This window comes from Ruegeria sp. BE10 (assembly GCF_056538905.1).
This window is the reverse complement of the sequence record NZ_JBQFTX010000002.1, coordinates 514484-534374: the sequence shown is the minus strand read 5'-3', so window position 1 is coordinate 534374 and position 19891 is coordinate 514484. Positions and strand designations below refer to the sequence as shown.

Genomic DNA, 19891 nt, shown 5'->3' with positions numbered 1-19891 from the left:
AGCGTTTTTCTTTAGGCGGCTTTTGCTTCGGGGTTGAAGCGGCCGTAGAAGGATTGGCCTTTCTCAGCCATCTCACGCAGCAGCGGTGGGCAGGTGAAACGTTCGCCATAGGCCTCGGCCAACTGATCACAGCGCTCGGCCGCGTACGGGGTGCCGATGATGTCCAACCAGCTGAGCGGACCACCCGACCAAGGCGCAAAGCCCCAACCAAGAATCGCACCCACGTCACCTTCGCGAATGTCTTCCAGAACACCTTCTTCCAGCGCGCGGACCGCTTCCAGAACTTGTGCGAACATCAGACGTTCCTGCACTTCGATCAGGTCAGGCTGATCCTCGGCATGCGGGTATTTCTCTTGCAAGCCTTTCCAGTATTCGACGCGCTTACCCTTGTCGTCATAGTCGAAGAAGCCTGCATTTGCCTTGCGGCCCAGACGGCCCTGTTCTTCCATCCAGAAGATCAGATCGTCCGAGGGGCTTTCCGGGTAGGCATCGCCCATCGCCGCCTTGGTCGCGCGGGCAATCTTGGCCCCCAGATCGATCGAGGTCTCATCGGTCAGCTGGATTGGCCCCACCGGGAAGCCCAACTGACGTGCGGCATTGTCGATCAATACAGGGTTCACCCCCTCGGCAATCATCCGAACCCCTTCGTTGATGTAGGGAATGATGCACCGGTTTGCGTAAAAGAAGCGCGCATCGTTGACCACGATCGGCGTCTTCTTGATCTGACGTACATAATCCAGCGCCTTGGCCACCGCGCGATCCCCGGTTTCCTTGCCCTTGATGATTTCGACCAGGAACATCTTCTCGACCGGTGAGAAGAAGTGGATACCGATGAACTGTTCAGGCCGCGCGGATGCTTTGGCCAGATCGGTGATCGGCAGAGTCGAGGTGTTCGAGGCAAAGATACAATCCTCGGGGATGATCGCCTCGACCTTCTGGGTCATCTCGGCCTTCACGCCCGGGTCTTCGAAGACAGCTTCGATGATCAGATCGCAGCCCTTCAGGTGATCAAGATCCGGGGTCGCGGTGATGCGATCCAGCATGGCCTCTTTCTTTTCAGCCGTGACCTTGCCGCGCTTCATACCCTTGTCCAGATAGCTCTCCGTATAGGCCTTGCCCTTTTCAGCGGCTTCCTGATCGCGGTCGACCAGAATCACTTCCATACCTGCTTGAGCGCTGACCAGTGCGATACCAGCCCCCATCATACCAGCGCCCAGAACACCGACCTTTTTCACGCGCTGATCGGGCACATCCTTGGGACGCACCGCGCCTTTCTCCAGTGCCTCTTTGTTCAGGAACAGCGACCGGATCATTGCCGACGATGACGGGTTCATCAGGATCGAAGTGAACCACCGCGCCTCGATCCGCAGGGCGGTGTCGAAATCGACCAGTGCACCTTCGTAGATCGAACTCAGCAATGCTTTGGCTGCCGGGAAAGCACCCTGAGTCTTGCCGTTCACCATGGCGTTGGCACCGACGAATGTCATGAACCCGGCAGGGTGATAGGGCGCACCACCGGGCATTTTGTAGCCCTTGGCATCCCAAGGCTTGACCAGATCGGCGTCCTTGGCGTTCAGAACCCACTCTTTCGCCGCAGCAACCGGGTCGTCCGACACAGCGTCGATCAGCTGCGCGCCTTTGGCCTTGGCCGGGTCCATCATCTTGCCTTCCAGCAGGACCGGGGCCGCTGCCATCGCGCCAACCATACGGCTGAAACGCATGGTGCCGCCGCCACCGGGGAAGATGCCAAGCATGATTTCCGGCAGACCAATCTTGGCCTTGGGGTTCGAGGTCATGACGCGGTGGTGACAGGCCAGCGCGATCTCGGTCCCGATACCGGCGCAGGTGCCGTTGATGGCACAGGCGATCGGCTTGCCGCCCTTCTTGGTCTTGGGGTCCATGCCCGCCAATTCCATCTTGCGCAGGATGTGGTGGCCGCCCATGACGAAGTCGAACAACGCTTGCGCTGGTTCCTCGCCCGCTTCCTGACGGATGGTGGCCAGCGTGTTCAGGTCCATACCGCCCGCGAATGAGCCTTCTTTGCCCGAGGTGATGACGATACCTTTGATCTCGTCATCGTTCAGGGCCTGATCGATCAGTTGGCTGACCTCCTGAAAGGCCTCGCGCGTCAGCACGTTCATGGATTTGCCCTGGGCATCCCAGGTAACAAAGGCGACGCCGTCCGCGTCTTTGCTCAGAGTGAAATCAGTCATTGTCATCTCCAATCTGGTCAGCCGTCAGCGGGCTGCCATCCTTGCGGGTGAAGGCGAATCCGTTCTCGTCATCCTTCACCATCATGTCTATGTCGCTGTAATAGCCGGTCTCGGTCGGGGTCCGTGTGCCCACCACCAGAAAGGTCGCGGGCGCACCGGTTTTGTTCACAAGGTGGTGGCCGTTGGCCTCACCTGCTGGCCAAGCGGCGCAGTCGCCGGGCTGCATTTCATGCTCGCCATCGTCATCTATCAGCACGCAGGTGCCGCTGAGCATGATGGCAAACTCGTCCTGCTTCATGTGGTAGTGACGCAGCGAAGACATGCCCTGCGGTTCCAGCCGCACGATATTGACCCCGTATTGGGTCAGCCCGCCTGCGTCGCCCACACGCTGCACGAAACGACCGGCGGTCGCTTCGGCCAGCTTGCCGGGATAGGCCGAGCCCCCCTTGAACGGGATCTGAGAGAGATCCAGCTTGGGCATCAGACCCGCTCGATAATGGTTGCCGCACCCATGCCGGACGCAATGCAGAGCGTGGCCAAACCGGTTTCCTTGTCCTGACGCTCAAGTTCGTCCAGCAGCGTGCCGATGATCATCGCACCGGTTGCACCCAGCGGGTGACCCATAGCGATTGAGCCGCCGTTGGGATTGACCAGCGCAGGATCGACATCGAACGCCTGCTGGAACCGCAGCACGACCGAGGCGAAGGCCTCGTTTACTTCGAACAGGTCCAGATCGCTGATCTTCATGCCGTTATCGGCCAGGATCTTTTCGGTCACCGGAACCGGGCCGGTCAGCATGATGGTCGGGTCGGTGCCGATCTTTGCGGACGCCTTGATCCGGGCGCGCGGTTTCAGGCCGTACTTCTCACCGAATTCCTTGTTGCCGATCAGAACAGCGGCAGCGCCGTCCACAATGCCCGAGCTGTTGCCCGCGTGGTGGATGTGGTTGATCCGCTCAAGATGCGGGTATTTCAGCATCGCCACTTTGTCGAAGCCGGGCATCTGCTCACCCATCATCGCGAAGGATGGGTTCAGCGAGCCGAGGCTTTGCATATCGGTTCCGGGGCGCATGTACTCGTCGCGGTCCAGAATGGTCAGGCCGTTCTGGTCCTTGATGGTGATGACCGATTTCTCGAACCGGTTGTCTTCCCATGCCTCTGCTGCACGTCTCTGCGATTCCACCGCCAGCGCGTCGGCGTCGTCGCGGCTGAAACCATACTCGGTCGCGATGATATCGGCCGAGATACCCTGCGGCACGAAATAGGTGTCCATCGCCAGCGTCGGATCAACGGCAATCGCGGCACCGTCACTGCCCATGGCCACACGGCCCATCATCTCAACACCGCCTGCGATATAGGCTTCGCCAGCGCCGCCCTTGACCTGGTTTGCCGCCAGGTTCACGGCTTCCATGCCGGATGCGCAGAAGCGGTTGATTGCCAGACCGGGGATCGACTGATCCAAATCCGATGCCAGAACCGCCGAACGTGCCAGACAGCCGCCTTGCTCCATCACCTGCGTAACGTTGCCCCAGATCACGTCCTCGACGGCGTGACCTTCGAGGTTGTTACGCTCTTTCATCGCGTTCAGGGTCAGGGCGGACAGGCGCACCGAGGTTACCTCGTGCAGGCTGCCATCCTTGCGGCCCTTGCCGCGCGGAGTGCGCAGGGCGTCATAAATGTAAGCTTCGGTCATGGGTCTTCTCCTTAAGCTCGATCCGACGGTTTGCCGGGCATCAGGTCATATGGGTGTTTCCAGCCGGGCTGTTCCGACAAGCGGGTCAGCCAGGCGTCGATATGGGGCCAGTCGGCGCGATCAAAGCCGAATGGTTCGGGGTAATAGAGGTAGCCGCAGCAGCTGATGTCGGCGTTGGTCACGCCATCACCGACGATCCAATCACGGCCGTCCAAATGGTCGTTCAGGATTTGATAGGCCGCTTTCAACCGACCTTGGTTAAAGGCGATGACATCCGGGTTGCGGTGCTGTTCAGGCAAGAAGTTGATCAGAAAGCGGGTCATCCCGGCCATCGAACTGAGCTTGTGATTGTCCCACAGAACCCAACGGAAAATCTCGTAATTCTCGTCGCGATCCTTGCCGCCGAACTTGCCAGATTTCTCGGTCACATAGGCCTGAATGGCACCGGATTGCGTGGTGCGGAAATCGCCATCGATCAGAACGGGTGCTTCGCCCATCTCGTTGACGTCGGCACGGTATTCGGGTGTGCGGGTCTGGCCGTTGAAGAAATCGACAAAGACAGGCTCCCAGTCCAATCCTGACATCTCAAGCGCCAGCGCGGCCTTGTAGGAATTTCCGCTTTCGCCGAAACAGTGCAGTTTGATAGTCATGCGATCACCCCTCCCGTGGTGTGCGTGGTCAGGTCGGATTCGAGTATTTTTGAAAAGATGAAGACTTCGCGTTCACTATTTATCAACCTTGTTCCTTTGATATGGCCGAGCGGTACAGGCTGGAGAGCCGATGACCGTAAAAGGTGAAGTCGTTCCTGTCCTGATGGTGAGTGCGCCCGGTGGCAGGGACGCATCACATTTTCATCTTTTCAAAAATACTCCCGCCGGAGGCGCCCAACCTCGAGTTGAGCGCGTGCAAATATCTGTTGCGCCTTAATCATCGCTTGCGCGCCTCAAGCTCAGAATTGAATTCGCGCAGCCTTCGGGTCAGCTTGTCCTCATTGATCACACTGTTGAAATTCTCGAACAGAAAGGATAGCGCCTCACCTTCGTCCAACCCGGCCTCGCGCGCAAAGCCGCGTAGTTTGCGATAGCTGTCCTCGGTCATAGCGACCGGAAAGCGGCGGGTCAGGCGAAAACGTTTTGGCATTGTCTCTCTTTCGAAAGTCCGGCCTCGGGGGTAGGACCCCAAGGCCGGGTTATGTTCAGAAGTTAGCGGCCTCCAGCGCCATGACCGTTTCCGCGCCGGTCTGGATGCGCGCCAGATGCATGCCCGTGGCGGGCAGGCGGCGCGCCATGTAGAATCGACCGGTGTTGAGCTTGGTCTCGTAGAACTCTTTGTCCGACGCACCACCATCCAGCGCGTCCTGCGCCGCCTTGGCCATCTGCGCCCACATCAGGCCCAGGCAGACATGGCCGAACATGTGCATGAAGTCGTACGAACCGGACAGAGCGTTATTGGGGTTCTTCATCCCTTCCTGCATAAAATACATGCCGGCAGCCTGAAGGTCCTTGGACGCGGCCTTCAGCGGTTCGATGAAGGCCTTATCATAAGCCTCATCCTTGCCGCCGTTTTCCTTGCAGAAGGATTTGACCATCTCGAAAAACGCCATGACGTGCTTGCCGCCGTCCTGTGCCAGCTTGCGACCGACAAGGTCCAGCGCCTGAACGCCATTGGCGCCTTCGTAGATCATCGCGATACGGGCGTCGCGGGTGTATTGCGACATGCCCCATTCTTCGATGTAACCGTGGCCGCCATAGACCTGCTGCGCCTGAACGGTCATGTCGTAGCCTTCATCCGTCAGGAAGCCTTTGATGACCGGCGTCAGCAGCGAGATCAGCCCGTCCGCGTCCTTGTCACCTGAGCGGTGCGCCTTGTCGATCATCGTCGCGCCCCACAGGATGAACGCGCGGGCCCCTTCGGTGAAGCTTTTCTGATCCATCAGATTGCGGCGAATATCGGGATGAACGATCAGCGGATCGGCGGGACCGTCCGGGTTCTTCACCCCGGTCACATCGCGACCCTGCAGGCGGTCCTTGGCGTATTCCAAGGCGTTCTGGAACGCAGCCTCGGCCTGAGACAGACCCTGCATGCCGACACCCAAACGCGCCTCGTTCATCATGGTGAACATGGCGCGCATGCCCTTGTGTTCTTCGCCCAGCAACCAGCCGGTGGCCTCGTCATAGTTCATGACGCAGGTCGAGTTGCCGTGGATGCCCATCTTCTCTTCGATCTTGCCGACCGAGACGCCGTTGCGCTCACCCAGTGACCCGTCTTCGTTCACGATGAACTTGGGTACGATGAACAGCGACACGCCCTTGATACCCTCGGGACCGCCGGGAATCTTGGCCAGTACCAGATGGATGATGTTGTCGGCCATGTCGTGATCGCCGGCCGAGATAAAGATTTTCTGGCCGGAAATCTTATAACTGCCATCGCCCTGCGGTTCTGCTTTGGTGCGCATCAGGCCCAGATCGGTGCCGCAATGCGGTTCGGTCAGGTTCATGGTGCCGGTCCATTCGCAGCTGACCATGTTGGGCAGGTACTTGTTCTTCTGCTCGTCCGAGCCATGCGCCAGAATGGCCGAGGCCGCGCCATGGGTCAGGCCCTGATACATAGTAAAGGCCTGGTTCGCGCCCGAGAACATCTCGCCCACAGCCGTGCCGATGACGTAGGGCATGTTCTGACCGCCATACTCTTCGGGCATGTCGAGGCCGGTCCAGCCGCCTTCTTTCATCTGCTCGAAGGCGTCCTTGAAGCCCGTGGGCGTGTACACGATGCCATTTTCCAACCGACACCCTTCAGTGTCACCCACCACGTTCAGCGGATGCAATACGTTGGTCGCGACCTTGCCGGCCTCTTCCAGAACGGCACCGGTGAATTCGGCTTCCAATTCGCTGTACCCCGGAATATCCGAGTCTGAGATTTTCAGAACATCGTGCAGAATGAACTGAGTGTCTTTTGTAGGCGCGTTATAGACGGGCATTTGAAGCTCCCTTAAATTCAGATGTCCGGGGATTGGGCCGCCAGGGTTACTCGGCGGCTTTGTTCTCGTTCTTCATCGAGGCGATGACTTTTTCGCCCCAGCGCAGCTGTTCTTTCAGATCGTCAATGGCTTGAGTCAGTTCTTCGCGGCGGGCTTCCATATCCGCCAGACGTTCCCGTGCGATTTCAAACGTACGGGTCATCTGGGTCATTTGCTGGTCGCCCACATGGTACAGGTCCAGCAGCTGCCGGATCTCTTCCAGGCTAAAGCCAAAGCGCTTGCCGCGCAGGATCAGTTTAAGGCGCGCCCGGTCACGTTTGGTGAACAGACGTTTCTGGCCCTCGCGGATCGGAAACAAAAGTTCCTTGGCCTCGTAAAATCGCAAAGTGCGCGGCGTGACATCATATGTCTCGCACATTTCACGGATGGTCATCAGATCTTCGGTCATGGTTTCAGCACTCTTGTCACTGGCGTCTATCAAAGTCAGTTGCGCAGTTGATACGCACGTTACAACACGTAGATGACGTTCACGTAATGCAAACGCTACGTCACTATGAAAGTTGACGTAGCATCCTCTCGCGTCAAGGTGCGGATAACGCCCAATTGAAAACGTTACGTAACGGAATTTAGCTGTGGGGCGGGGGCTGACGCCTAACGGTCAGACAATGGTTCTGACGCAGCGCTGCGCTTGCAGAATGTTCTAAAGGTTAAAAGTGGCCAGTTGATCCTGTCGAAGATCAACCCAGAGATTTAGCGGTCTGGTCGCGTAGGCGCTGCAGTTCTTCCATCGCCTCGTCCAGTTGCTGACGCTGTTTTTGCAGTTCAGGCATCTGCCGGTCGGCCAGTTTTATAAACTCGGCCATTTGCGCCTGATCCCCCTGATCTTCATAGATCAGCAGCCACTGGCGAATCTCTTCCAGCGAGAATCCAAACAGGCGCCCACGCATGATCAGTTTCATCCGCGCGCATTCCCGCGGCCCATAATAACGCGAGCGGCCTTCGCGTTCGGGCTGCAGCAGTTCGATATATTCGTAATAACGCAAAGTGCGCTTGGTTACGTCGAACTCTTCGCACATCTCGTTTAATGACAAACGGTTGTCAGTCATTTGTTGTCTCCTCAGCAGCAAACTAGGGCGTCGTGGCGGCAAGCGCAACAGGCGGTCTTGCTCTTTTGCAAAGCGCAGGCTCATAAAGGACGGAATCCAAAGGACACGCATACATGGTCGACAAAGTAGAGATTGCCCGCCAGTTTATTGAGGCGATTCCGCATGCCAACGCACTTGGTCTTAAATTGACGACCATCAGCGATGGCGAGGCTGAAATTTCAATGCCGTATAATGCGGATCTGATCGGAGACCCCAGAACTGGCGTTATCCATGGCGGCGCCGTGTTTGCCGCCCTGGATACCTGCTGTGGGGCGGCCGTTATGTCCCATCCGTCAGCTCCGGGCGGGACGGCCACAATTGACCTGAGAATTGACTATATGCGCGCGGCGACGCCGGGGCAGAGCATTACGGCGCGTGCGACCTGCTATCACATTACGCGCAATGTTGCTTTTGTTCGGGCGACCGCGATGGACGACGATCAAGAACGCCCGGTCGCAACAGCGGCAGGCGCCTTTACGGTGGAGGGATTGTAATGGCGCGTCCCCGACCCGAACCCATGCAGGTGGTCAAGCAACGTCGCGACGCGGCCCTGAAGGCGATTGTCGACGGAGTTCCTTACATCCGCTTTCTCAATATCACCTTCGACCGACGCGGCGATGAGCTGACTGGGGTGCTGAACTTTGACGACAAGCTGATCGGAAATCCATTGCTGCCCGCGCTGCATGGCGGGGTTACAGCCGCATTTCTTGAGGTGACGGCCGTCATCACGCTGAGTTGGGAACACTTCTTTCCCCGCATCGAAAGCGGTGAGATCGACGCCGAAGATTTGTTCAAAGCCGATGCGGTGAGATTTCCAAAAACCGTTGATTTCACGGTTGACTACTTACGCTCTGGCCTGCCGCGGGATGCTTATGCGCGCGCCTTTGTCAGCCGATCTGGCAGGCGCTATGCCTCGGTCCGGGTCGAGGCCTGGCAGGACAATCACGCACGACCCATCGCGCAGGCCACGGGGCATTTCCTGATGCCGCAGCCGAAAGCGGAAAGAGAGTAACCCGTGACGCAGCGCGCCTCGGCACCCCTGACACATACGCGGGTGTTGAAAATCGCCGTTCCGATTGTGCTGTCGAATGCCACGGTTCCGATACTTGGCGCTGTGGATACCGGTGTGGTCGGTCAGATGGGGTTGGCTGCGCCCATCGGGGCCGTCGGTATGGGCGCGGTTATCCTGTCCGCGATCTATTGGATCTTTGGCTTTCTGCGCATGGGCACGACCGGTCTGGCGGCGCAGGCACGCGGGGCAGGGGATACGGCGGAAACCGGTGCGCTATTGATGCGCGGGCTGCTGTTGGGCGGCGCGGCGGGGCTGTTCTTTATTCTCACGCAAGTCGGGCTGTTCTGGGGGGCGTTTGCCCTGTCACCCGCCAGCCCCGAGGTTGAGGCGCTGACGCAGGATTACCTGCAAATCCGCATTTGGGGTGCCCCGGCAACCATCGCGCTTTTTGCCGTTACGGGTTGGCTGATCGCAATAGAGCAGACACGGGGCGTGTTCCTCCTGCAGGTCTGGATGAACGGGTTGAACATCTTGCTGGACTTGTGGTTCGTGCTTGGGTTGGGCTGGGGCGTCGAAGGTGTGGCCATTGCTACCCTGATCGCGGAATGGACCGGGCTGGCGCTGGGCCTGTATCTGTGCCGCGAAGCGTTCACAGGGAATCAATGGCGCGACTGGCCACGTATTTTCGACGCAGCGCGATTGCGCCGGATGATGCAGGTGAACGCTGACATCATGATCCGATCTGTTCTGCTGACGGGCGCGTTCACGACATTTCTGTTCGTTGGGTCCGATCTGGGAGACGTTAACCTGGCTGCCAATCAGGTCTTGCTGCAATTTCTTGAGATCACCGCATTTGCCTTGGACGGCTTCGCCTTTTCCGCCGAGGCTCTGGTCGGCAGTGCCGTGGGCGCGCGGAACCGGTCTCAGGTCCGGCGGGCGTCAATCATGGCGTCCCAATGGGGCGTAGGTGGGGCGTTCCTGCTGGGGGCTGTGTTCTATTTGGCTGGGCCTGCGTTGATCGATCTGATGTCAACCTCGGCCGAGGTGCGCGCGGCGGCGCGAGACTATCTGATCTGGGCCGCGCTGGCCCCGGCAATCGGGGTGGCCAGCTGGATGTTCGACGGCATCTATATCGGGGCCACCTGGACCCGTGCGATGCGCAACGCGATGGTTCAATCAGTTGCGATCTATGTGGCGGCCCTGTTCCTACTGGTGCCGGCCTTTGGTAACCACGGCTTGTGGGCCGCGCTGATGGTTCTGAACATCGCGCGCGGCGTCACCATGGGCTGGCGTTATCCCAGGCTGGAGGCACAGGTGGCCTAGATCAACGTCAACAGGTTCTCGGGCGGGCGCCCGATGACAGCCTTGTCACCTGCGATTGCCAGAGGGCGCTCGATCAAGATGGGGTTCTCGGCCATTGCGGTGATCAACTCGTCAGCAGGCGAGGTCTTGGTCAGACCCAGTTCTTTGAACTGTTTCTCACCCGTGCGCATCATGTCTATGGCGTTGACGCCGAGTTTGCCCAGCACTGTACGCAGCTCATCGGTCGAGGGTGCGTCTTCCAGGTATTTCCGAACCTCGACCTGCGCGCCATTCTCTTCCAGCAGAGCCAGCCCGGTGCGGGATTTCGAACAGCGCGGGTTGTGCCAATATGAAATCAAAGCCAATCCTTTCGTTTACTTCCAACTGCTTGCGCGACGTTGTTGAACCCATCTCGTTCCAGCAATTTATCGAGACCTTGCGCGATATCTGCGACCAGAGAAATACCGCCATACACCAACGCGGTATAAAGTTGCACGGCAGATGCCCCGGCACAGATCTTGGCATACGCCTGTTCCGCCCTGCTGATACCGCCCACGCCAATCAGCGGGATTTTGCCCTCGGTCAGCTGGCTCAGCTGTGCCAGAACACGGGTCGATTTTTCGAATAAGGGCGCGCCGGACAGGCCGCCGGTTTGACTCTTATGCCCACTGCGCAGCCCATCGCGGGACAGTGTAGTGTTGGTTGCAATCACCGCGTCAACGCCTTTTTCCTGCGCCACATCGGCGATGTCCTGCAATTCGGCCTCGGTCAGGTCAGGGGCAATTTTCAGGAAAATGGGTAAAGGCCGGGACAGTCCGTTGCGAGTTTCGATCACGCCGCCCAGCAATGCGCCAAGCGCGGCCTTGCCCTGCAGGTCCCGCAGTTTCTCGGTGTTGGGGGATGAGACATTGACCGTGGCGAAATCCAGATGCTCGGCGCAATGGGCCAACACTTTGGCAAAATCGCCGGGGCGGTCGTCACTGTCCTTGTTCGCGCCCAGGTTCAGCCCGATGATCGCATTCTTGGGGCGGTCGGCCAGACGGCGCGCCATGACCTCCATGCCTTCGTTGTTGAAGCCAAAGCGGTTGATGGCGGCCTTATCCTCGGTCAGGCGGAACAAGCGAGGTTTGGGGTTGCCGGGCTGCGGGCGTGGTGTAACAGCGCCCACTTCGATAAAGCCAAAGCCTGTGCGTGAGAGGGGGGTCAAAACCTCTCCATTCTTGTCAAACCCCGCAGCCAGACCCACCGGGTTGGGCAGGTCCAGTCCAGCTACGTGAGTTTTCAGCCGCGGCGATATGACCGGCCCGGGCATCGGGGCAAGCCCGGCCTTCAACGCCTTGATCGACATGCCATGGGCGGCTTCGGGGTCCATCTTGTGCAGGACCGCCAGCCCCAGTTTCTCGGTCAGTTTCATCCGAAAGTCTCTCCACCTTTGGCCGGGGCGCAGCGGATCAGGCGCGAAGTTGCAACCGCCGCCTGCCTGTGAATAACCGCAGCCTGATAATCCGGGTCGGTCACCATTTCCAAAAACGCATGTGCAGTCGGATAGCGGGCGATAAATACCTCATCCCAATCTTCGTCCTGCGGGCCGATCAGAGTGGTCTGAAACGCGCCGCGCCACAGGATCGACGCCCCAAGGCGCGCAATAATCGGGGCGGTTTCCGCGCCGTAATTTCGATAAGCCTGCGCGCCGGTCAGCCCGGCATCCGCCAGTTCGTGGCCCGTCGGGTATTCGGCCAAGTCGCGAAACTTGACCAGATTCAACATCTCGATCGGATGATCACGGTCCAGCGCCTTGAACGCCGCAAACTGGGTGCGGTCAGGGTCGACAAAAGACCTCATTCCATCCCCTCGGGGAATTGGTGGGCTTGCCCGTCAAAGGGCAGGGGGCGCGACCAGACGACATCTGTCATGCGGATCTGCCGGTAAAGATGCGGGAACAAGGCGTCACCGCGCGAGACCTCCCATTTCAGATCATCGTCCATGGCATCGGCATCGCAGGCCAACAAGGTCAAACCTTCGACACCGGCAAAGTGTTTGGCTGCGGTCTCAGCCGCCTGTTGGGCGGTCGAGAAATGGACATATCCGTCAGACACATCAATCGGTGCGCCGTCCGAGGCACCCTGATCCTGCAGTGCGGCCCATTCCTCGGCCCTGAATATCTTGTAAATCAGCATGAGGTGGTGATGCCCCGCGTGACGGGCAGAATCAAGACGGATTTCCCCCTTTGACTCTTCTTGTTGGCGGGCGCACCATCACGCCAAACAAAAAACAAGGAGTATGAAGATGTTCACCCGCTTTTTGGCGTCTGCTGCAGTTCTGGGCCTAACCGCAGGTATGGCCGCAGCCGATTATAAATTGACGATTCTGCATACCAACGATTTCCACGCGCGTTTTGAGCCGATCAACAAATACGACAGCGCTTGCGATGAGGAAGACCAAGCAGAAGGCAAGTGTTTCGGCGGTTCGGCCCGGTTGGTTACTGCGGTGAATGACGCGCGCGCGCGGTCCGAAAACTCGATCCTGGTCGATGGTGGGGATCAGTTTCAGGGTTCGTTGTTCTATACCTATTACAAGGGCAAGGTCGCAGCCGAGTTCATGAACAAGCTGGGGTATGACGCGATGACCGTGGGCAACCACGAATTCGACGATGGCCCCGAAGTGCTGCGCGGCTTCATCGACTCGGTGGAATTTCCGGTTTTGATGTCGAACGCGGATATTGCCGACGAAGAGTTGCTGATCGACAAGATCAAGAAATCGACTGTCATCGAAGTGGGCGGGGAAAAGATCGGCCTGATTGGCCTGACACCGGAAGACACGCATGATCTTGCCTCTCCTGGTCCAAATATCAGCTTTTCTGATCCGGCCCCCGCAGTGCAGGCCGAAGTGGACAAGTTGACCGGCGAAGGCGTTAATAAAATCGTCGTTCTCAGCCATTCCGGCTATGGTGTTGATCAACGCGTAGCGCAGGAAACCAGCGGGGTGGACGTAATTGTCGGCGGTCATTCGAACACTTACCTTTCGAACGTGTCCGACAAGGCAGCGGGTCCGTACCCGACCGTGGTCAACGGTGTCCAGATCGTGCAGGCCTATGCTTATGGCAAGTTTCTGGGTGAGTTGAACGTAACCTTCGACGATGACGGCAATGTGCTTGAGGCGGTGGGCGAGCCGTTGATCATGGACAACTCCGTTACCGAGGATCAGTCCGCGTTGGACCGTATCGCCGAACTGGCCGTGCCGCTGGACGAAATCCGCAACAAGGTGGTGGCGAATGCAGCAGACGCCATCGAGGGGGACCGTTCTGTCTGTCGTGTGCAGGAATGTGAGATGGGCAACCTGGTCGCCGACGCCATGTTGGCGCGTGTGGCCGATCAGGGTGTACAGATTGCGATTGCCAACTCTGGCGGGCTGCGGGCCTCAATCGACCCGGGCGAAGTAACCATGGGCGAGGTGCTGACGGTGCTACCATTCCAGAATACACTGTCTACCTTCGAGATCAGTGGTCAGGGGGTGATCGACGCGCTGGAGAACGGCGTTAGCCAGGTCGAAGATGTAAAGGGCCGCTTTCCGCAGGTTGCGGGTCTGACATTCATCTGGGATCCAGCGGTTGCGCCGAACGAAGGGCGCGTGTCCGAGGTCATGGTCGCCGAGGGTGATGGTTTTGCGCCAATTGACCCGGCAGCGACGTATCTGGTTGTGACCAACAATTATGTCCGCAACGGCGGCGACGGGTACAACATGTTCGAAGGCGACGACAAGAATGCCTATGACTTTGGTCCGGACCTGGCAGATGTCACGGCTGAGTACTTGGCTGAAAATGCGCCCTATCAACCTTATCTGGACGGTCGTATCAAGCAGAAGTAACTCTGCGACATAGCAAAGAAAAAGGCCGCATCCCTGATGCGGCCTTTCGTGTTTCGGGCGCACTCAGCCCAAATCGTATTCGGGCCAGAGCGCGGGATCGAACCCGTCAAGCATGGGGCGTAGATGTTCGGACACGCTCTGCCATCCACCAATGGATTTGGTCGAGATCTTATTGCGGACCTGATCGATACTGGCCGTTCTGACCTGCTTGGTGTTTTTCTCGGGATGCATCATGGTTTCGTTCCATTCGATATCGCAGAACGCAGCAACCTGTTGGCTATAGGTTTTTGGATCGGCCACTAATTTTTCATAAGGAACGGTCAGTATGCGGTCACCGAACACTGTATCCCAATGTGCCATATAGCGGCGGTACATATTCGCCGAATGAGCAATGGCTGTCAGGTTCGACGCATAACGCATCCCACCAGCCGGGAACCGCCGGATCCATTTCGACAACCCCACATCACGGGGGTCACGTAGCATGTTGATGATCTTTGCATTGGGGAAGGCGGCCAACAAGAAACCAACAAGCTGATAGTTGTGTGGCATCTTGTCAACGAACGCGACCGATCCGTCAGGAATCGGTGGCATCAGTTCGCGGAATTGCTGCGCAAATTCAGTGGCTTTTTCAGCGTCAAAACGCTGATTGCCCAATTGGAATTCATGCGACAGGTCAGACGCCAACGTCAACTCACCACACCCGGCGATATCGGGCGCCGAACTTAGCATCATCTCCATCAACGTGGTGCCCGAACGGGGCTGACCCAGAACGAAGATCGGAACCGGCCCATCGCTTGGTCCGGCTGCGGGTAAATCGGTTCCAATGGGGAACAGACCGGTGATCTGGTTCAGCTTTTTCTCTTCCTCAGCGGCGTCGTACGGGTTGCTATCGTGTTGTACTTTGTTGGCTCGCACAAATTGAGGCATGGCGGCATTTAGATCGTCAATTACCGAGATCAGGTGCGCCTTGGCGAACTCCAACTCTTGATAGTCTTCGTCCTTGTTGGCGATTGCGGTCTCGACCGCCTCCATCAGTTTCGGGCCGTCATCCTTGGAGGTTACAAGGGACAACTGCAGCAAAGCGCTCATGTTTTCGGGATCTGTATCCAGAATACGCTGCAAGATTTCCTTTGACCCGTTTTTGTCACCGCTTTGGTGCAGGTTCACGGCCCTTGCGAAAGCAATCTTTATGTTTTCCGGTTCCAACTCAAAGGCGCGAGAAACATCGCGCGAGTGGTCCTCGACAAATCCAATTTTCGAATAGGCACGGGCCCGTTTGCCCAGCAGGTTTACATCGTCGGGCTCGGCTTGCAGCTTCTTGCTCGCATGTTCAATGACCAGGCGCCAGTTGCTGCCTTTCAGGTGAATCTCATCCAGGACGCGGTTCAGTTCTTTGTTGTTTGGGAACTGTTCCAGCTTTTGTTCAGTATATTCCAGCGCCCTGGGGATCTGCCCGGTTTGCATAAGCGCATTTGCCAGGTTTTCCACGAATTGAGGGTCGTCTGGCTTCATTCGTGACGCTTCGACGAAATGCGGTATAGATTTCTTGTATTGCTTCATTTCGGTCAGCACAAAGCCCGAGATGGCGTGGAAATCAGAATCCTTGGGGAATTTCTTAACGCCCAACTGTGCCTTCTTCAGCGCCTGTTGCAGCTTGCCTGCTTCCAAAGCAGCCACCGCCTTGCCTTTGAGGGTATTCGCTGTTTGATTTTGCATGTGACCCCGTGACACCCTGTGCCTGTATGAAACGATTATTGATGGTTCTTTACCCATGTGCGGACGGTTTGCAATAACCCTTCCAAATGACGCAATGGCGCAGCTGTTTTCAGCACGGCCTGCAAACACGTTGCCTGCTGTACCGAACTTCAATGTTTGCCCGACAAATCAAGTGCATGTGGTGCGCTTTGGCGAAGGCGGACGCCAGTTGGATTCGCTGCGCTGGGGGTTCCTGCCGCATTGGTACAAGACTGAAACCGCCGGTCCTTTGCTGATCAATGCGCGTGCCGAAACTCTGGCCGAAAAGCCTGCATTTCGCGCCGCCTGCCGCGAACGACGCTGCCTGATCGTGGCAACAGGGTTCTATGAATGGACCAAAACTGAACAGGGAACACGTCTGCCATGGTACATCCACCGCAAAGATAGCGCACCGATTGCATTTGCCGGGGTCTGGCAGGATTGGGGCATTGAGGGTACGCAGCAGGGCACTTGCGCCATCGTAACAACACCGGCAAATCGCCACCTCAGCGCCATTCATCATCGGATGCCACTGATCCTTGAGCCTGACGATTGGCCTTTGTGGTTAGGGGAGGCGGGGAAAGGCGCGGCACGTTTGATGCAACCCGGGGCCGAGGGAGTCTTGGAGTTCTACCGCGTTGATCCAGCAGTGAATTCGAACCGGGCCAACGGGCCGGACCTGATTGAACCTGTCCCGGCGTGACTGGGCGCCTTTTCATTTCAAAGTTCGCAGGATAGACCGTTGGCATGGCTTTGAAATTTACTGATCTGCCCGGCCTTTATGCGCATGATTTTGACACTGTGATCGACGTGCGCAGCCCTGCTGAATTTGCAGAGGATCATCTGCCCGGCGCCATCAACCTGCCAGTGCTTAATAACGATGAACGCGCGCAGGTAGGTACGATCTACGTGCAGGAAAGTCCGTTTCTGGCCCGCAAGCTTGGCGCAGCGCTGGTGTTTCGGAACGCGGCAAATCACATAGAACACAGCCTGTCGCACCACGAGGGCAGTTGGAAACCTTTGGTCTATTGCTGGCGTGGGGGTCAGAGGTCGGGGTCATTCACATGGATGTTAAAACAGATCGGCTGGCGGGCCGAAGTGGTCGATGGCGGATACCGAGCCTATCGCCGATTGGTGAATCGCTACCTCTATGACGATCCATTGCCGCACCGGTTGGTGGCCCTCGATGGGTATACGGGCACAGCCAAGACTGACCTGCTGCTGCATTTGAAGGCGCGTGGCGTTCAGGTTCTGGACCTCGAAGACCTAGCCAACCACCGGGGATCTTTGCTAGGTGAAATGCCGGGCGGGCAGCCCAGCCAGAAAGCCTTCGAGTCCGCTCTATCCGCCGCATTGTGCGGCTTGGACCCAGCGCGCCCGGTGGTTGTCGAGGCTGAATCCTCCAAGATCGGGTCGCTGATCCTGCCGCCAAGCTTGTGGACTGCGTTGCGGACGGCACCGCGGATTCAGGTGTCCGCTTCCCTTAAGGCGCGTACCGCGTATCTGGTCAAGGCTTACGACGATATCCTCTCGGATACCGAGCGCTTGCGCGATCGCCTGTCTCCGCTACGGTTCCATCGAGGACACGATGTGGTGGATGGATGGCTAACGCTGATCGATGCGGGGGATAAACGGGCGCTGACGCGGGCGTTGATGGAACAGCATTATGACCCGGCCTATGCCAAATCCTCCAAAACACGCGCCGTCAAGATTATCGCGCAAATCGACGTGGCGGCGCTGGACGATGCGGGCCTGAACGCCGCAGCCGCTCGGGTTGAAGAAATTCTGGGTCAGCTCTGAAGCCGCAAACCCGGAGTGTCAGTCAGATGCCCGATGATGACCGCCGGATAGCACGCGTGCCTTAGCTGTTCGCACAATTCGTGCGCCTGATCGGATGCGACGGCGGCCAGTAATCCCCCAGCAGTTTGCGGGTCAAAAAGCAGGTCGGCCTTGTCCGAGGATGGAATGCCCGGAACGATTGCGCGGTTGTCCTCGAAGATTGTCGACCGGACACCTTGAGCGGCCAATTCCAGCGCGCCAATCATCAGAGGGATCGTGTCCAGATCCAAAACTACACCACAATCCGAGGCTTCGCACATGCCTATCAGATGCCCGGCCAGTCCAAATCCGGTTACATCCGTCATCGCATGTGCCCCGGCCAGAATGCGCGATGCCGCGCCTTGCGGCTGAACCATTTGCCGCAAGGCATCGGCCACCCAACTGCCATCAGCTTGCCCCGCCATTTCAGCGGCCATCAACACCCCGCTGCCCAAGGGTTTTGTCAGGATCAATGCATCCCCAGGACGTGCTCCGGACAAAGTGATCGGGTCTTTGTCGCACAGTCCGGTCAGAGTGAAGCCGATGGTCATCTCATCCCCGAGTGAGCTGTGACCGCCCACGATTTCTGCCCCGGCTTCGCGGATGACCTCGGTGGCCGTCGTCATGATCTCGGACAAGGTGCGGTGCTGCAATTGCGGGGACATGCGCGGCAGGATGATCGTTGCCGTCGCCGCCTGTGGGTTGGCCCCCATGGCCCAGATATCCCCCAGTGCGTGAACAGCGGCGATGCGCGTCATTAGCACTGGGTCATTCGTGAAGCCGCGCAGGTGGTCCGAGGTCATCACTTGCCGCGCTCCGCCGGTTGTCAGCAGGGCGGCATCGTCCCCGGGCAAGGGGGTGATGTCGTCCCGGTTCGGCTTTGGCAGGCCACTCAGAACTGTTTGCAATGCGCCGCGTCCAACCTTGGCCCCACAGCCGCCGCACATAGGTTTTTCCCCCAGGTCTTCTTGCATGCCCGCTGCATGGTGGCGAGGTAGGGCGGGGCGTGCCATCTGGGGCAGGTTGCGGAACTTATTCATGAAGCTCTGGTCGATATGGTTCTTCCATCGCCACATCACTGGCCCGCTGAACGAGGTTCCAAGACGTTCGGCCAGTGCCGATTTACCACCCAAAGAGATCAGTTTTAGGTAGTCTTTCTGCGGTTGATATCGCCGCATCTTCCCGGCCCCCAGAGCGACCCGCAGATTGTTGAACAGGACCGGAGCCTCTCGGACCGCATAGACACCGGCCTTGGGACGAGGGTTATCGGCAAGATGGACGCAATCTCCGGCGGCAAAGATCGCCGGATCGCTGGATTGCAGATGGGCGTCCACGCGGATGTAGCCGTCATGCAGATCAAGGCCCGTCTGGGTGATCCAGTCATAGGGGCGGGCACCGGCAGCCCCGGTTATAAATTCGGCGGGAACCTTGCGGCCATCCTCTAGCAGAACGTGATCCTGTTCGATGCGTGAAATCGCGGCATGCTCGATCAGCTCAATCCCCAGATCGGCCATCGCCTTACGAATGGTCGCGCCCGCCTTGGTCCCCGTCGCCGCCAGGGCCCGGGCATTGTCGATCAGTGTCACCTGCGCCGTGCGGGTTTTGGCGCGAAGGGCATGAGCCATGGCCATAACCAGTTCTACCCCCGCGACCCCACCGCCGATCACGGCGACTGAGGCGGGGCCGCTGCCATCCAGATACTCCGCCCACCTGGAGGCAAACGGTCCTAGCGGCTTGGCGGGAACTGCATGGTCAGCAAATCCGGGCAGGGCCGGCATGTCCGAGGTGATCCCCACATTGACCGACGCCACATCGAAGGCCACGGGTGGTCGGCCAGGCACGTGTATCTGACGCCGGTCGATGTCGATACCATCAACCGGGCCCAGGATCACGCGCGCACCGGCAAATCGGGCAAGGCGCACCAAATCAATGTCCAGCTCCCAACGCTGGTAATGTCCGGCGACGAAGCCTGGGAGCATACCGGAATAGGGGGCATTGGCACCGGGGTTGATCACCGTCACCCGCGCACCGGGCAAAGGGTTCATGCCCCATTTCCGCAGTACAAGCGCGTGGGTATGCCCGCCGCCTATCAGAACCAGATCACGGGTCAGGGGCAGCGGAGGGTGATGCATGG

The 19891-nt window shown here is 58.4% G+C and carries 20 protein-coding genes; 6 read left to right on the top strand and 14 right to left on the bottom strand.

Going from position 1 to position 19891, the window contains the following annotated elements:
- Positions 1-11 precede the first annotated feature (11 nt).
- The 8 genes from ACR0M2_RS08045 to ACR0M2_RS08010 form a co-directional block, all read right to left on the bottom strand.
- Positions 12-2213, bottom strand: coding sequence for a 3-hydroxyacyl-CoA dehydrogenase NAD-binding domain-containing protein (locus ACR0M2_RS08045; RefSeq protein WP_480704518.1), 2202 nt, complete (start codon positions 2211-2213; stop codon positions 12-14).
- The gene (locus tag ACR0M2_RS08040; protein WP_480704517.1) at positions 2206-2694 is read right to left on the bottom strand and encodes a cupin domain-containing protein; all 489 of its coding nucleotides are present in this window, start codon (positions 2692-2694) and stop codon (positions 2206-2208) included. The genes ACR0M2_RS08045 and ACR0M2_RS08040 overlap by 8 nt, the downstream gene beginning before the upstream one ends.
- On the bottom strand, positions 2694-3905 hold the full coding sequence (locus ACR0M2_RS08035; RefSeq protein ID WP_480704515.1) for an acetyl-CoA C-acetyltransferase: 1212 nt from the start codon (positions 3903-3905) through the stop codon (positions 2694-2696). The genes ACR0M2_RS08040 and ACR0M2_RS08035 overlap by 1 nt, the downstream gene beginning before the upstream one ends.
- Positions 3906-3916: 11 nt before the next feature.
- Positions 3917-4555, bottom strand: coding sequence for a glutathione S-transferase family protein (locus tag ACR0M2_RS08030; RefSeq protein ID WP_170359266.1), 639 nt, complete (start codon positions 4553-4555; stop codon positions 3917-3919).
- A 277-nt stretch (positions 4556-4832) separates the two neighbouring features.
- Positions 4833-5045, bottom strand: coding sequence for a hypothetical protein (locus ACR0M2_RS08025; protein WP_170349301.1), 213 nt, complete (start codon positions 5043-5045; stop codon positions 4833-4835).
- Positions 5046-5100: 55 nt separating this feature from the next.
- Complete coding sequence (locus tag ACR0M2_RS08020) at positions 5101-6882, bottom strand: acyl-CoA dehydrogenase C-terminal domain-containing protein (protein ID WP_170376032.1); 1782 nt, start codon at positions 6880-6882, stop codon at positions 5101-5103.
- Between the two features lie 46 nt (positions 6883-6928).
- On the bottom strand, positions 6929-7330 hold the full coding sequence (locus tag ACR0M2_RS08015; RefSeq protein WP_170349298.1) for a MerR family transcriptional regulator: 402 nt from the start codon (positions 7328-7330) through the stop codon (positions 6929-6931).
- A 289-nt stretch (positions 7331-7619) separates the two neighbouring features.
- Positions 7620-7988, bottom strand: a complete 369-nt coding sequence (locus ACR0M2_RS08010) for a MerR family transcriptional regulator (protein WP_170349296.1) — start codon at positions 7986-7988, stop codon at positions 7620-7622.
- Between the two features lie 113 nt (positions 7989-8101).
- Here ACR0M2_RS08010 and ACR0M2_RS08005 point away from each other — a divergent pair, with 113 nt between their 5' ends.
- From ACR0M2_RS08005 to ACR0M2_RS07995, 3 genes are read left to right on the top strand one after another with little or no spacing between them, the layout of a single operon-like run.
- Positions 8102-8521 carry a PaaI family thioesterase gene (locus ACR0M2_RS08005; RefSeq protein WP_170359262.1) on the top strand — a complete coding sequence of 140 codons (420 nt, stop codon included), beginning with the start codon at positions 8102-8104 and terminating at the stop codon, positions 8519-8521.
- Positions 8521-9039 carry a PaaI family thioesterase gene (locus tag ACR0M2_RS08000; protein ID WP_170359260.1) on the top strand — a complete coding sequence of 173 codons (519 nt, stop codon included), beginning with the start codon at positions 8521-8523 and terminating at the stop codon, positions 9037-9039. The genes ACR0M2_RS08005 and ACR0M2_RS08000 overlap by 1 nt, the downstream gene beginning before the upstream one ends.
- Positions 9040-9042: 3 nt before the next feature.
- Positions 9043-10362, top strand: a complete 1320-nt coding sequence (locus tag ACR0M2_RS07995) for an MATE family efflux transporter (protein WP_480704513.1) — start codon at positions 9043-9045, stop codon at positions 10360-10362.
- On the opposite strand, the gene arsC is transcribed toward ACR0M2_RS07995, so the two are convergent.
- The 4 genes from arsC to ACR0M2_RS07975 are packed head-to-tail and all read right to left on the bottom strand — an operon-like array spanning position 10359 to position 12518.
- Positions 10359-10700, bottom strand: coding sequence for an arsenate reductase (glutaredoxin) (arsC, locus tag ACR0M2_RS07990; protein ID WP_480704544.1), 342 nt, complete (start codon positions 10698-10700; stop codon positions 10359-10361). The genes ACR0M2_RS07995 and arsC overlap by 4 nt on opposite strands.
- Entirely contained in the window at positions 10697-11755 is a 1059-nt protein-coding gene (locus tag ACR0M2_RS07985) for a quinone-dependent dihydroorotate dehydrogenase (protein ID WP_480704511.1), read from the bottom strand. The genes arsC and ACR0M2_RS07985 overlap by 4 nt, the downstream gene beginning before the upstream one ends.
- Positions 11752-12183, bottom strand: coding sequence for a DUF1330 domain-containing protein (locus ACR0M2_RS07980; protein WP_480704509.1), 432 nt, complete (start codon positions 12181-12183; stop codon positions 11752-11754). Before ACR0M2_RS07980 ends, ACR0M2_RS07985 begins: the two co-directional genes overlap by 4 nt.
- Complete coding sequence (locus ACR0M2_RS07975) at positions 12180-12518, bottom strand: DUF952 domain-containing protein (protein ID WP_480704508.1); 339 nt, start codon at positions 12516-12518, stop codon at positions 12180-12182. The genes ACR0M2_RS07980 and ACR0M2_RS07975 overlap by 4 nt, the downstream gene beginning before the upstream one ends.
- A gap of 109 nt (positions 12519-12627) precedes the next feature.
- Here ACR0M2_RS07975 and ACR0M2_RS07970 point away from each other — a divergent pair, with 109 nt between their 5' ends.
- A complete protein-coding gene (locus tag ACR0M2_RS07970) occupies positions 12628-14205 on the top strand; it encodes a bifunctional metallophosphatase/5'-nucleotidase (RefSeq protein WP_480704506.1) in 1578 nt (525 codons plus the stop codon).
- A 63-nt stretch (positions 14206-14268) separates the two neighbouring features.
- On the opposite strand, the gene ACR0M2_RS07965 is transcribed toward ACR0M2_RS07970, so the two are convergent.
- A complete protein-coding gene (locus ACR0M2_RS07965; RefSeq protein WP_480704505.1) occupies positions 14269-15921 on the bottom strand; it encodes a tetratricopeptide repeat-containing sulfotransferase family protein in 1653 nt (550 codons plus the stop codon).
- Between the two features lie 55 nt (positions 15922-15976).
- On the opposite strand from ACR0M2_RS07965, the gene ACR0M2_RS07960 reads away from it, so the two are divergent.
- Complete coding sequence (locus ACR0M2_RS07960) at positions 15977-16642, top strand: SOS response-associated peptidase (RefSeq protein WP_480704503.1); 666 nt, start codon at positions 15977-15979, stop codon at positions 16640-16642.
- Positions 16643-16686: 44 nt separating this feature from the next.
- Complete coding sequence (mnmH, locus tag ACR0M2_RS07955; protein WP_480704501.1) at positions 16687-17739, top strand: tRNA 2-selenouridine(34) synthase MnmH; 1053 nt, start codon at positions 16687-16689, stop codon at positions 17737-17739.
- On the opposite strand, the gene selD is transcribed toward mnmH, so the two are convergent.
- Positions 17730-19889 carry a selenide, water dikinase SelD gene (gene selD, locus ACR0M2_RS07950; RefSeq protein WP_480704499.1) on the bottom strand — a complete coding sequence of 720 codons (2160 nt, stop codon included), beginning with the start codon at positions 19887-19889 and terminating at the stop codon, positions 17730-17732. The genes mnmH and selD overlap by 10 nt on opposite strands.
- Between the last annotated feature and the right edge of the window lie 2 nt (positions 19890-19891).

Coding starts and splice junctions, on each gene's coding strand:
- ACR0M2_RS08045 (WP_480704518.1), bottom strand. CDS start 2,213: ATGACTGATTTCACTCTGAGCAAAGACGCGGACGGCGTCGCCTTTGTT.
- ACR0M2_RS08040 (WP_480704517.1), bottom strand. CDS start 2,694: ATGCCCAAGCTGGATCTCTCTCAGATCCCGTTCAAGGGGGGCTCGGCC.
- ACR0M2_RS08035 (WP_480704515.1), bottom strand. CDS start 3,905: ATGACCGAAGCTTACATTTATGACGCCCTGCGCACTCCGCGCGGCAAG.
- ACR0M2_RS08030 (WP_170359266.1), bottom strand. CDS start 4,555: ATGACTATCAAACTGCACTGTTTCGGCGAAAGCGGAAATTCCTACAAG.
- ACR0M2_RS08025 (WP_170349301.1), bottom strand. CDS start 5,045: ATGCCAAAACGTTTTCGCCTGACCCGCCGCTTTCCGGTCGCTATGACC.
- ACR0M2_RS08020 (WP_170376032.1), bottom strand. CDS start 6,882: ATGCCCGTCTATAACGCGCCTACAAAAGACACTCAGTTCATTCTGCAC.
- ACR0M2_RS08015 (WP_170349298.1), bottom strand. CDS start 7,330: ATGACCGAAGATCTGATGACCATCCGTGAAATGTGCGAGACATATGAT.
- ACR0M2_RS08010 (WP_170349296.1), bottom strand. CDS start 7,988: ATGACTGACAACCGTTTGTCATTAAACGAGATGTGCGAAGAGTTCGAC.
- ACR0M2_RS08005 (WP_170359262.1), top strand. CDS start 8,102: ATGGTCGACAAAGTAGAGATTGCCCGCCAGTTTATTGAGGCGATTCCG.
- ACR0M2_RS08000 (WP_170359260.1), top strand. CDS start 8,521: ATGGCGCGTCCCCGACCCGAACCCATGCAGGTGGTCAAGCAACGTCGC.
- ACR0M2_RS07985 (WP_480704511.1), bottom strand. CDS start 11,755: ATGAAACTGACCGAGAAACTGGGGCTGGCGGTCCTGCACAAGATGGAC.
- ACR0M2_RS07980 (WP_480704509.1), bottom strand. CDS start 12,183: ATGAGGTCTTTTGTCGACCCTGACCGCACCCAGTTTGCGGCGTTCAAG.
- ACR0M2_RS07975 (WP_480704508.1), bottom strand. CDS start 12,518: ATGCTGATTTACAAGATATTCAGGGCCGAGGAATGGGCCGCACTGCAG.
- ACR0M2_RS07970 (WP_480704506.1), top strand. CDS start 12,628: ATGTTCACCCGCTTTTTGGCGTCTGCTGCAGTTCTGGGCCTAACCGCA.
- ACR0M2_RS07965 (WP_480704505.1), bottom strand. CDS start 15,921: ATGCAAAATCAAACAGCGAATACCCTCAAAGGCAAGGCGGTGGCTGCT.
- ACR0M2_RS07960 (WP_480704503.1), top strand. CDS start 15,977: ATGTGCGGACGGTTTGCAATAACCCTTCCAAATGACGCAATGGCGCAG.
- mnmH (WP_480704501.1), top strand. CDS start 16,687: ATGGCTTTGAAATTTACTGATCTGCCCGGCCTTTATGCGCATGATTTT.
- selD (WP_480704499.1), bottom strand. CDS start 19,889: ATGCATCACCCTCCGCTGCCCCTGACCCGTGATCTGGTTCTGATAGGC.